At 73.9% G+C, this 13,874-nt stretch carries 1 protein-coding gene (cut by a window edge); it reads right to left on the reverse strand.

What is annotated here, in order from left to right; translation table 11 throughout:
* Positions 1 to 13,874, reverse strand: the final stretch of a protein-coding gene (locus tag ACFZP7_RS01075; protein WP_385633550.1) for an SDR family NAD(P)-dependent oxidoreductase. It continues 18,406 nt past the right edge of the window; 13,874 of the gene's 32,280 nt are visible here — the last part of the coding sequence; its start codon lies beyond the right edge, outside the window; the stop codon is at positions 1 to 3.

Raw genomic sequence — 13,874 nt, forward strand, 5'->3', positions numbered from 1 at the left:
TCAGGAGAGCCCGAGTTCGTTGTCGAGCATGTCGAACATGTCCTCGTCGGAGGCGGAGTCGAAGTCGAAGGACTCGTCCCCGGCCTTCTCCCCCGGCGCCGTGCCCGCCTCGGTCCGCAGCGACTGCCACTTGCTGCGGAGCACCTCCAGCCGGCCGGCCACCTGGTCGAAGAGGGCACCGAACTCCTCGCTGCCGGCCTCGATGCCGGAGAGGCTGCGCTCCAGCTTGTCCAGTTCCGCCAGCACCGACTCGGGGCCGTCCACCGCGGCGGGGGCGACCTTGGCGTACAGGTGGGCGACGAGTTCGCTGGGCGTCGGGTAGTCGAACAGCAGCGTGGCCGGCAGCCGGACACCGGTGAGGGCGCCGAGCCGGTTGCGCAGCTCCACCGAGGTCAGCGAGTCGAAGCCGAGGTCCTGGAAGGCGCGGGTCGGTTCGACGTCGGCCAGACCCGCGTGGCCCAGCACGGTCGCGATCTGACCGCGCACCAGGTCGAGGAGGACTTCCTGGCCCTCGGCCGGGGTGAGGCCGGTGAGCCGCCGGGTGAGGTCGGCGGGCGCGGCGGCGCTCCCCGCGGTGGCGGTCCGGCGGGCCGGGGTCCGGATCAGCGACCGGAACAGCGGCGGCACTTCGCCCAGGGAGCGCAGGGCAGCCAGGTCCAGTCGCACCGGGAGGACCGCCGGGGCGGACCCCGCGGGTCCGGTGACCGTGTCGAACAGGGCCAGGCCCTGCTCGGGGGTCATCGGAGGCATGCCCGCCCGCGTCATGCGCGCGATGTCCGCCTCGGTCAACTCGCCGGTCATGCCGCTGCCCCGGGTCCAGGGGCCCCAGGCCATCGACACCGCGGGAAGTCCGCGGTCCCGGCGGTGGCGGGCCAGCGCGTCGAGGAAGGCGTTGCCCGCCGCGTAGTTGGCCTGTCCCGCGCTGCCGAGGGTGCCGGCCACCGAGGAGAACAGCACGAACGCGTCGAGTTCCAGCTCCGCTGTGGCCTGGTGCAGGTGCCAGGCGGCGTCCGCCTTGGGCCGCAGTACGGAGGTGAGCCTCTCCGGGGTGAGCGAGTCGACGACTCCGTCGTCCAGGACGCCGGCCGCGTGGACCACCGCGCGCAGCGGGCGGTCGGCGGGAATGTCCGCCAGCAGTGCGTCCACGGCCGTCCGGTCGGCCACGTCGCAGGCCACGACGGTGACCCGGGCCCCCGCCTCCTCCAGGGCGGCGGTGAGCTGCCCGGCACCTTCGGCGGCCGGGCCGCGCCGGCTGACCAGGAGCAGGTCGCGGACGCCGTGCGCGGTGACCAGGTGGCGGGCGACGGCGGCCCCCAGACCGCCGGTGCCGCCGGTGACGAGGACGGTGCCCTCGGGGTCCCAGCCGGCGGGCGCGTCGGGGGCGGGCGCGTCCGTGGGCGCAGGCGTGCCCGGCACCGGAGTCCGCACCAGGCGGGGTGCCAGCAGCCGGCCCGCGCGCAGCGCGAGTTGGGGTTCGTCGGAGCGTGCGGCGGCCCGCAGTGCCGGCGTGCCGTCGGGCGCTGCCGCCGGGTCCGTCGCTCCGGCCGGGCCGGTGGCGGCGGACTCCAGGTCGAGCAGGGTGAACCGGCCCGGGTGTTCCGCCTGGGCGGCGCGTACGAGTCCCCACACCGCGGCGGCGGCCGGGTCGGCGCCGTCGGTGGCGCCCCGGGTCACGACGACCAGGCGGGAGGCGGCGAACCGTTCCTCGGCGAGCCAGTCGCGGACCGTGGCGAGGACCCTGACGGTCGCCGTGCGGGCGGCCTCCGCCGCGTCGTCGGCCACGCTCCGGCCGACCGTGCCGGGCTCCGTCTCGGGGGCGGTACCGACCGGCAGCCAGACCACCGGCGGCACACCGCCGCCGCCCGGGGCGTCCGTGATGGCACCGGCGCGGTCACCGAGGTCGGTGAGGCCGGGCACCCGCTCGATGTCGGCGGTCCCGAGCAGAGCGGCGTCGGGGCCGACCACGGTGAGCGGGCCGGACCTCGCGTCGGTGTGCGCGGCGGCGTCACCGGCGTCCGCGACGGTCACCCAGTCCAGGACGAACAGGGAGTCGCGGTCCGCCCCGCCCGTACCGCCGAACTGTCCGGCGGCCACCGGACGGGTCACCAGGGAGGCGACCGCGGCCACCGGGGTGCCCGTGGTGTCGGCGACGGCGATCGCGAGGGTGCCGTCGTCGGCGCGAGACAGCCGCAGGCGTACGGCGGAGGCGCCCACCGCGTGTACGGACACCCCGTTCCAGGAGAACGGGACCCGGCCGGGGCCCGATTCCTCCGTCGTCGTGGCGTCCTCGTCCGCGCCGGCCAGGGCGACGGCGTGCAGTCCGGCGTCGAACAGGGCCGGATGCAGGGTGAACGCACCGCCGTCGGCGCTCTCCGGCAGGGCCGCCTCGGCGAAGACCTCGCCGTCCCTGCTCCAGGCGGCCCGCAGGCCCTGGAACACCGGCCCGTAGACGAACCCGGTGTCCTCGAAGCGCTCGTAGAGGCCGGTGACGTCGAGCGGCTGGGCCTTCTCCGGCGGCCACACCGTGGCGTCGAAGTCGGTGGCGGGGGTGTCCGCGCCGCCGGATGCCAGGGTGCCGTCGGCGTGCGAGGTCCAGGGCGCTCCGGGGTCGTCCGCGGGCCGCGAGTGGATACGGACGGTGCGCCGTCCCGACTCGTCGGGGGCGCCGACGCCGACCTGCACCTGAACCGTGCCCCGTTCGGGCAGGACCAGCGGCGCGGCCAGCGTCAGTTCCTCCACGCGGTCGCAGCCGAGGACGGTGCCCGCGTGGACCGCGAGTTCGAGGAGGGCGGTGCCGGGCACCAGGACGGCGCCCATGACGCGGTGGTCGGCGAGCCAGCCGTGGGTGCCCTGGGAGAGCCGCCCGGTGAACAGGTGGCCGTCGGTGCCCGCGAGTTCCACCGCGCCGCCGAGCAGCGGGTGATCGGCGGGCGCGAGGCCCGCTGCTTCCGCTCCCGCTCCCCTCGCCATCATCTCCGCGGGCCAGAAGCGGCGCCGCTGGAAGGCGTAGGTGGGCAGATCGGCACGGCGGGCGCCGAGTCCGGCGAAGAACGCCGCCCAGTCGACGCGGACACCGTGGCCGTGGAGCCGGGCGAGCGCCTCCACCAGGGCGTCCTCACCGGGCACGGTGCGACGCTGGGCGGAGACCGTGACGGCCTCCTCGGGGAGGGACTCGCGGGCCATGGCCGCCGCGACGCCGTCCGGGCCGAGTTCCAGGAAGCGGGTCACGCCGGCCTCGTGCAGGGCACGGACGCCGTCCGAGAAGCGGACGGCCTCGCGGACGTGCCGTGTCCAGTACTCGGCGGTGCACAACTCGTCGGCGTCGGCGACGGCCCCGGTCAGGTTGGAGACGACCGGCACCGCGGGCCGTTGCGGGGAGAGGCCGGCGACGACCGCGCGGAACTCCTCCAGCATCGGCTCCATCAGCGGCGAGTGGAAGGCGTGCGACACGCGCAGTGCGGTCGTGCGCCGTCCCCGTTCCCGCAGGACGGCGGCGACGCTCTCCACGTCCCGCGCCGTACCGGACACCACCACGGACGCCGGACCGTTGACCGCCGCGACGGAGACGCCGTCGGTGAGGAGCGGCAGCACCTCCTCCTCGGTGGCCTGTACGGCGACCATGGCGCCGCCCTCCGGCAGGGCCTGCATCAGCCGGCCGCGCGCGGCGACCAGGGCACAGGCGTCCGCGAGCGAGAACACCCCGGCCACGTGCGCCGCGACGACCTCACCGACGGAGTGGCCGGCCACGAAGTCGGGGGCGACGCCCCACGACGCGGTCAGCCGGTACAGGGCCACCCCGAGGGCGAACAGCGCGGCCTGGGCGTACGCGGTGGCGTGGAGCGCGGTCTCGTCGTCGCCCCACATCACCTCGCGCAGCGGACGTTCCAGGTGCTCGTCCAGTGCGGCACAGACCGCGTCGAACGCCTCGGCGAAAGCGGGGAACCGCTCGTACAGGTCGCGGCCCATACCGAGCCGCTGGGAACCCTGCCCGGGGAAGAGCAGGGCGAGCAGTCCTTCGCCCGCCGTCGTGGCGGGCTCCTCGCCCCGCGCGACGGCGCCGAGTGCGGCGAGCAGGCCCTCCCGGTCGGTGCCGGTGACGGCCACGCGGTGCTCGAAGGCGGTGCGGGTGGTCGCCAGGGAGTAGGCGACGTCCACCGGGCGCGGCACCGCGGCCCCGCTGCCGGAGCCCGCCGGGCCGTGCGCCGCGAGGTGGTGGAGCAGTCGCTGCGCCTGGGCGCGCAGGGCGTCCCGGGAGCGGGCGGACAGCAGCCACGGCACGACGGGAGCCGTGGGCACGCCGGAACCCGTGCCTTCGGTGCGTGGGGCACCGGGTGCGGCTCCGGCCGGGACGGCGGGCGCCTGCTCGATGATGACGTGCGCGTTGGTGCCGCTGATGCCGAAGGAGGAGATGCCGGCACGGCGCGTGCGGTCGCCGCCCGTCCACTCCCGCGGCTCGGTGAGCAGCTCCACCGACCCGGCGGTCCAGTCGACCTGGTCGCTCGGCTCGTCCACGTTGAGCGTGGCGGGCAACAGTCCGTTGCGCAGCGCCATCACCATCTTGATGACACCGGCGACACCGGCGGCGGCCTGGGTGTGGCCGATGTTCGACTTGACCGAGCCGAGCAGCAGCGGCCGGTCCTCGGGCCGGTCCTGGCCGTACGTGGCGAGGAGCGCCTGGGCCTCGATCGGGTCGCCGAGCGTGGTCCCGGTGCCGTGGGCCTCGACCGCGTCCACCTGGTCGGCGGCGAGCCGGGCGTTGGCGAGGGCCTGCCGGATGACCCGGCGCTGGGAAGGGCCGTTGGGGGCGGTGAGCCCGTTGCTCGCGCCGTCCTGGTTGACGGCCGAGCCGCGGACCACGGCCAGCACCTCGTGGCCGTTGCGGACGGCGTCGGAGAGGCGCTCGACCACGAGGAAGCCCGCGCCTTCGGAGAAGCCGGTGCCGTCGGCCGCGGCGGCGAACGACTTGCAACGGCCGTCGGGCGCCAGTCCGCCCTGGCGGCCGAACTCGGCGAACACGGCGGGCGTCGACAGCACGGTGACACCGCCGGTGACGGCGAGCGAGCACTCACCCTGCCGCAGTGCCTGCACCGCCAGGTGCAGCGCGACGAGCGAGGAGGAGCAGGCGGTGTCGACGGAGACCGCCGGGCCCTCCAGGCCGAGCTTGTAGGCGACCCGGCCGGTGACGACGCTGCCGTTGCCGTCGCTGCCCGGGTAGTCGTGGTACATCACACCGGCGAAGACACCGGTGCTGCTCCCCTTGAGCGAGGACGGATCGATCCCGGCCCGCTCCAGGGCCTCCCACGACATCTCCAGGGCCAGGCGCTGCTGCGGGTCCATGCCGAGGGCCTCGCGGGGCGAGATGCCGAAGAACCCGGGGTCGAAGTCGGCCGCTCCTTCGAGGAAGCCGCCCTCCCTGGCGTACAGGCCGTCGGGGTGCCTGCCCTCGGGGTCCCGCAGGATCGACAGGTCCCATCCGCGGTCCTGCGGGAAGGGGACGATCGCGTCCTCGCCGGAGGTGACGAGGCGCCACAGGTCCTCGGGGGAGGTGACTCCGCCCGGGTAGCGGCAGGCCATGCCGACGATGGCGATGGGCTCGTGCCGGGCCGCGGCCAGCCTGCGGTTGTCCCGGCGCAGCCGGGCGGTCTCCGCCCGGGCGGCGCGCAGGGCGCCGGTGTCACCGTCGTCGCCGGTGAGGGTGGTACCGGTGGCTCCGGTGTCGTCGAGGCCGGCCCGGGGCGCGTCGCCGTCAGCGGGGTCGGCGTCGCTGCCGGTCTTACGCTCGTGCTCGCCGGTTCCGTCGGTCTCGACGGTTCCGTGCGCGGCGTGGGCGGTGTCGTCCTCGTCGTCGGCGTCCAGCGACGCCAGGAGGGCGTCCCGCTCGGTGTCCGGCAGGGCACCGGCCTCGTCGGCGAGTTCGAGCAGCGTCTCGACCAGGCCCGCGTCGCGCAGGCGCCGGGTCGGGATCGACGACAGGGCGCGGCGAATGCCGTCCTCCGTGTCCGTCCCACCGCCGTCCGGGCCGGTCTCGGGGTACGCGGCGGCCAGTTCCTCCTCGATGACCTCGGTGACGGCGAGGGCGTTGGGGTGGTCGAAGACCAGGGTCGCCGGGAGCCGGAGCCCGGTCAGGGTGTTCAGCTGGTTGCGCAGTTCGGTCGCGGCCAGCGAGTCGAAACCCAGTTCCTGGAACGCCCGGTCCGCGCCGACCGCCTCCACCGAACCATGACCCAGCACCGAAGCCACCTGCTCCCGCACCAGACGCAGAACCGTCCGATGCCGCTCCGCCCGGCCAAGCCCCGCCAGCCGACCAGCCGGCGAACCCCCCTCACCCGCTCCAGCCGCCGGCAACGCCGCAGCCGCCGCACGCCTCACCGGCACCAACCCCCGCAACAGAGCCGGCACCTCATCACGACGCACACCCAACGCCGCGACATCCACCCGCAACGGCACCACCGTCGCCTCACCACGATCCAGACCCCGCGCGAACAACGCCAGACCCGCATCAGCCGACAGCACCGGCAAACCCTGCGCAGCCATCCGCCGCCGGTCCACCTCAGACAAGTACTGACCCAGACCAGCACCCACATCCCAGAACCCGAACGCCATCGACGTCGCCACCAACCCCCCGGCCCGACGCCACGCCGCCAACGCGTCCAAGAACACATTCGCCGCCGCATAGTTGCCCTGCCCGGCCGTCAACACCAGACCACCCGCAGAAGAGAACAACACGAACGCCGCCAGCTCCAGACCCGCCGTCGCCTCATGCAGCCACCACGCCGCATCCGCCTTCGGACCCAGCACCCCATCAAGCCGCTCCGGCGACAACGCACCCACCAGCCCGTTGTCCCCCACACCGGCCGCATGCACCACCGCCAGCAGACCACCATCCGCCACCAGCGAATCCACCAACGACCGCACAGCCCCACGATCCGACACATCACAAGCCAGCACCCGCACCGCGGCACCCAACCCCCGCAGCTCACCGGCCAGCTCCACCGCACCCGGCGCCCCCGGACCACGCCGCGACACCAGAACCAGATCCCGCACCCCACGCTCAGCCACCAGATACCGGGCCACCACAGCACCCAGACCACCCGTACCACCCGTGACCAACACCGCACCCGAACCATCCAACGCAGGTATCGACGCGAGGCTGTCGGCCTGACCAGCGGGGTGTGTGTCGTCCTGACCGGCCTGGTCGTCCGGCAGACGCGTCAGCCTGGGCACCAGCACCGCGCCACCACGCACCGCGACCTCGGACTCACCCGAGACCACCGCCGCCACCGCGGCATCCACATCAGCCGGCACGCGCGCGTCGGGGTCCAGATCCGCCAGGGCGAACCGCCCCGGGTTCTCCGCGAGCGCCGCACGCACCAGACCCCACACCGGAGCCTGCACCACATCACCCGCAGCAGCCGAACCACCCACACCCACCGGCATCGCACCCCGCGTCACCACCACCAGACGCGAACCCGCGAACCGCTCACCGGCAAGCCACTCCTGCACCACACCCAACACCCGGTCCAACACCGACCGCACACCCACCGGCACACCCACAGAACCGTCAGACGCGCCAGGGGCGTCGGCGGCACCGCAGTCCAGGACCACCACGTCCGGCACCGCGCCGGCCGCGTCGGCGACCTCGCTCCACGGGATCCAGCGTGCGTCTGCCCCGCTCTTCCCGGTGTCCGGCACCCAGGTGATGCCGTACAGCGCACCCGTTTCGCCCGGGACCGCGCCGAGTTGCTCGGTGGAGACCGGGCGGCCCACCATCGAGCCGACCGTCAGGACCGGCGCGCCGGTCACGTCGGCGACCCGGATGTCCATGCCGCCGTCCTCGGCGGTGGCGATCCGGACGCGGACGGCGGCGGCGCCGACCGCGTGCAGGGAGACGTCGTTCCAGGCGAACGGGATCACCGTGCCGCCGTCGTCGTCCTCGTGGCCGGGGTCGGTGCTGTCGTTGAGGATCGCGGCGTGCATGGTGGCGTCGAGGAGCGCCGGGTGCAGGCCGAACCGGCCCGCCTCGTCCGACGCCTCCTCCGGAAGCGCCACCTCGGCGAACAGCTCCTCCCCCCGACGCCACGCCGCACGCAGCCCCCGGAACACCGGGCCGTACCCGTACCCACGCTCACGGAAGACCTCGTACGCCGCCTCCACCGACAGCGTCTCGGCACCCGCCGGCGGCCACTGCTCGTCGAGCCCGGCCGGTGCGGTCTCGGCGACCGTCTCCGTCAGGAAGCCCGTGGCATGGGTGGCCCAATCCTGCCGGGTGCCCTCGGGGCGGGAGTAGACGGTGACGGTGCGGCGTTCGGCGGTGGGCGGCCCGACGATCACACGGACCTGGACGCCGCCCCGCTCGGACAGCACCAGCGGCGTCGCGAGGGTCAGTTCCTCCAGGGTGGCGCAGTCGACGGCCTCGCCGGCCGCCAGGGCCAGTTCGACGAGGACGGCACCGGGCAGCAGGATGCGGCCCAGGACGACGTGGTCGGCGAGCCAGGGCTGCGCCTCCACCGACAGCCTGCCCGTCAGCACCACGCCGCCGGAGTCCGGCAGAGTCACCACCGCACCCAGCAACGGGTGTTCGGCGGCGTCGAGTCCGACGTCTTCCGTCGCCGCGGGAGCCGCGCCGGTCGCGGCGAGCCAGTAGCGCTGCCGCTGGAAGGCGTACGTCGGCAGGTCGACGGCACGGGCACCGGTGCCGTCGAAGAAGCCGGACCAGTCGACCGCGGTGCCCGCGGTGTGCAGGTGTGCGAGCGCGGTGAGGAGAGCGAACGTCTCGTCGCGGCCCTTGCGGGCCGTCGGCACGAGCAGGACGGTGGCGTCCTCGGCACGGTCGAGGCAGGTCCGGGCCATCCCGGTCAGGACCGCCTCGGGGCCGATCTCGACGCAGCGGTCCACTCCGGCGGCGCGGAGGGCGCGGACACCGTCGGCGAACCGGACGGCCCGGCGGACGTGCGTCACCCAGTAGTCCGGGGTGGTCAGTTCGCCGGCCTCGGCGATCCGGCCGGTCACGTTGGACACCACCGGCACCAGGGGCTCCGCGAACGACAGTCCTTCGACGGCCTCACGGAACGCGTCGAGCATCGGCTCCATCAGCGGCGAGTGGAACGCGTGCGAGACGCGGAGCCGGCTGACCCTGCGTCCCCGCTGCCGGAACACCTCGGCGACCGTCTCGACGGCCTCCTCCACGCCCGAGACCACCACCGAGGTCGGGCCGTTGACGGCGGCGATCGACACGCTTTCGGCCTCGTGGAAGTCCAGCTGTTCCCGGACCTCCTCCTCGGTGGCCTCCACCGCCACCATGGTGCCGCCGGCGGGAAGCGCCTGCATCAGCCGGCCGCGCGCGGCGACCAGGGCACAGGCGTCCGCGAGGGAGAACACCCCGGCGACGTGTGCCGCCGCCACCTCGCCGATGGAGTGGCCGGCCACCAGGTCGGGAGTGACGCCCCAGGACGCCAGGAGCCGGAACAGTGCCACCTCGACGGCGAACAGACCCGCCTGCGCGTACGCGGTGCCGTTCAGCGACTCGGCGTCCTCGCCCCACACCACTGCGCGCAGCGGACGCTCCAGGTGCTCGTCGAGTCCCGCGCACACCGCGTCGAAAGCCTCCGCGAACACCGGGAAGTTCTCGTACAGTTCACGCCCCATGCCGAGGCGCTGGGAGCCCTGACCCGAGAACAGGAACGCGGTGGTGCCGACGGACCGTGCCTCGCCGGTGATCACGCCGGGGGCGTCCGTGCCCTCCGCGAGGGCCCGCAGTCCGGTCAGGATCTCGTCTCGGCCGGTGCCGAGCACCACCGCGCGGGACTCCAACGCGGTGCGGGCGGTGGCCAGCGCGTACGCCGTGTCCAACGGACGGTCGTCCGGGCGTGCCGTCGCGTGGTCGAGCAGCCGGGCTGCCTGGGCGCGCAGCGCCTCGGGGGTGGCCGCGGACAGTGCCCAGGGCAGGACGGCGGGTGCGGGACGCCCGGTGGCGGAATCCGTTCCGGCTGCGGGCCGCGCTTCGTCCGCGGTCCGGGTGGGGCTCTGCTCCAGTACGACGTGTGCGTTGGTGCCGCTGAGGCCGAAGGCGGAGACGCCGGCCCGGCGCGGCCGACCGGTGGCCGGCCAGGGCCGTTCCTCGGTGACCAGTTCGGCGTGGCCCTCGGTCCAGTCGACGTGCGGGGAAGGACGGTCGACGTGCAGGGTGCGCGGCACCGTGCCGTGTTCCATCGCCATGACCATCTTGATGACGCCGGCGACACCGGCGGCGGCCTGGGTGTGGCCGATGTTCGACTTGACCGAGCCGAGCAGCAGCGGCCGGTCCTCGGGCCGGTCCTGGCCGTACGTGGCGAGGAGCGCCTGCGCCTCGATCGGATCGCCGAGCGTGGTGCCCGTACCGTGCGCCTCCACCACGTCGACTTCGGACGGGGCGACTCCGGCGCCCAGCAGCGCCTGGCGGATCACGCGCTGCTGGGAGGGGCCGTTGGGGGCGGTCAGCCCGTTGCTCGCGCCGTCCTGGTTGACGGCCGTGCCCTTGACGACCGCGAGCACCCGGTGCCCGTTGCGCACCGCGTCCGAGAGACGTTCCACCAGGAGCACACCGACGCCCTCGGACCAGCCGACACCGTCCGCCGCGCCCGCGAACGCCTTGCAGCGGCCGTCGACGGACAGACCGCGCTGGCGACTGAACTCGACGAACATGCCGGGCGTCGACATCACGGTGGCGCCACCTGCCACGGCGAGCGAGCACTCCCCCGACCGCAGCGCCTGCACCGCCAGGTGCAGCGCGACGAGCGAGGACGAGCAGGCGGTGTCGACGGTGACGGCCGGGCCTTCCCAGCCGTAGGTGTACGAGAGCCGACCGGACGCCACGCTGCCACCGGCGGTGCCGGAGGGCGAGACGTTGAGCGCGTAGTCGTGGTACATCACACCGGCGAAGACACCGGTCCTGCTGCCCTTGAGCGAGGTGGGGTCGATGCCCGCCCGCTCCAGGGCCTCCCACGAGGTCTCGAGCAGCATGCGCTGCTGCGGGTCCATGTACAGGGCCTCACGGGGTGAGATGCCGAAGAAGCCGGGGTCGAACTGGGCCGCGTCGTGCAGGAAGCTGCCGCGGCGCGTGTAGCTCTTGCCCTCCTTGCCCGGTTCCGGGTCGTAGAGGTCCTCCACGTCCCAGCCCCGGTCGTCCGGGAGGTCGGAGACCGTGTCGGTGCCGTCCATGACCAGGCGCCACAGTTCCTCGGGGGTGGTGACCCCGCCCGGGTAGCGGCAGGCCATGCCGATGATGGCGATGGGCTCGTCGTCGGCGGGCCGTCCGGCGCCGGCACCGTTCGCGTCGGCCGCCCGTGCGGTCTCGCTGCCGTCGAGTCGAGACACGATGTGCTCGGTGACGGCGAGGGCGTTGGGGTGGTCGAAGACCAGGGTCGCCGGGAGCCGGAGCCCGGTCAGGGTGTTCAGCTGGTTGCGCAGTTCGGTCGCGGCCAGCGAGTCGAAACCCAGTTCCTGGAACGCCCGGTCCGCGCCGACCGCCTCCACCGAACCATGACCCAGCACCGAAGCCACCTGCTCCCGCACCAGACGCAGAACCGTCCGATGCCGCTCCGCCCGGCCAAGCCCCGCCAGCCGACCAGCCGGCGAACCCCCCTCACCCGCTCCAGCCGCCGGCAACGCCGCAGCCGCCGCACGCCTCACCGGCACCAACCCCCGCAACAGAGCCGGCACCTCATCACGACGCACACCCAACGCCGCGACATCCACCCGCAACGGCACCACCGTCGCCTCACCACGATCCAGACCCCGCGCGAACAACGCCAGACCCGCATCAGCCGACAGCACCGGCAAACCCTGCGCAGCCATCCGCCGCCGGTCCACCTCAGACAAGTACTGACCCAGACCAGCACCCACATCCCAGAACCCGAACGCCATCGACGTCGCCACCAACCCCCCGGCCCGACGCCACGCCGCCAACGCGTCCAAGAACACATTCGCCGCCGCATAGTTGCCCTGCCCGGCCGTCAACACCAGACCACCCGCAGAAGAGAACAACACGAACGCCGCCAGCTCCAGACCCGCCGTCGCCTCATGCAGCCACCACGCCGCATCCGCCTTCGGACCCAGCACCCCATCAAGCCGCTCCGGCGACAACGCACCCACCAGCCCGTTGTCCCCCACACCGGCCGCATGCACCACCGCCAGCAGACCACCATCCGCCACCAGCGAATCCACCAACGACCGCACAGCCCCACGATCCGACACATCACAAGCCAGCACCCGCACCGCGGCACCCAACCCCCGCAGCTCACCGGCCAGCTCCACCGCACCCGGCGCCCCCGGACCACGCCGCGACACCAGAACCAGATCCCGCACCCCACGCTCAGCCACCAGATACCGGGCCACCACAGCACCCAGACCACCCGTACCACCCGTGACCAACACCGCACCCGAACCATCCAACGCAGGTATCGACGCGAGGCTGTCGGCCTGACCAGCGGGGTGTGTGTCGTCCTGACCGGCCTGGTCGTCCGGCAGACGCGTCAGCCTGGGCACCAGCACCGCGCCACCACGCACCACGACCTCGGACTCACCCGAGACCACCGCCGCCACCGCGGCATCCACATCAGCCGGCACGCGCGCGTCGGGGTCCAGATCCTGGTCCTGGTCCTGGCCGTGGTCCTCCTCCAGGTCAACCAGGGCGAACCGCCCCGGGTTCTCCGCGAGCGCCGCACGCACCAGACCCCACACCGGAGCCTGCACCACATCACCCGCAGCAGCCGAACCACCCACACCCACCGGCATCGCACCCCGCGTCACCACCACCAGACGCGAACCCGCGAACCGCTCACCGGCAAGCCACTCCTGCACCACACCCAACACCCGGTCCAACACCGACCGCACACCCACCGGCACACCCACAGAACCGTCAGACACGCCACAGTCCAGCAGCACCACGCCCGGCACGTCGGCGTCCTCGCCGCCCTCGGCGACCTCGGGCCAGGCAGCCCAGGCCGGCTCCGCGGTAGCGTCCACGGCGGTCGGCACCCATGCGGTGCCGTACAGCGCGCCCCCGTCAGCGGATGCGGTGACGAATTGGTCGGCGGAGAGCGGACGGCTGGCTATGGAACCGACCGTCAGGACCGGGGCACCGGTCACGTCGGCGACGGACAGGGAGACGGCACGGCCGTCGAGCCGACCGATCCGGACACGGACAGCGGCGGCGCCGACCGCGTGCAGGGAGACGTCGTTCCAGGCGAACGGGACGGCCGTCTCGTCGTCGGTGTCGTTGAGGATGCCCGCGTGCATCGCGGCGTCCAGCAGGGCCGGGTGCAGGCCGAACCGGCCCGCTTCGCCCGACGCCTCCTCCGGAAGCGCCACCTCGGCGAACAACTCCTCCCCTCGACGCCACGCCGCCCGCAGCCCCCGGAACACCGGCCCGTACCCGTAACCACGCTCCCGGAAGACCTCGTACGCCGACTCCACCGGCAGCACCTCGGCACCCGCCGGCGGCCACTCACCCCACTCGGCCGCAGCCGCCGCAGCCGTCTCCGTGAGGAAACCGGAGGCATGAGCCGTCCACTGCGCATCACCGGCGTTCTCGGGGCGCGAGTAGACGGCGACCGTGCGACGCGCGTCCGTGTGCGGACCGACGACGACCCGCACCTGGAGACCGCCGCTCTCGGGCAGCACCAGGGGTGCCGCCAAGGTCAGCTCCTCCACGGTGGCGCAGCCTGCCGCCTCGCCGGCCGCCAGGGCCATCTCCACCAGGCCCGTGCCGGGCAGCAGGATGCGGCCGAGAACCACGTGGTCGGCGAGCCAGGGCTGCGCCTCCACCGACAACCTGCCCGTCAGCACCACGCCACCGGAGTCCGGCAGAGCCACCACCGCACCCAGCAACGGGTGCT

Origin of the sequence: Streptomyces sp. SudanB5_2050 (assembly GCF_964272335.1) — a bacterium.
GTDB classification, from domain to species: domain Bacteria; phylum Actinomycetota; class Actinomycetes; order Streptomycetales; family Streptomycetaceae; genus Streptomyces; species Streptomyces rochei.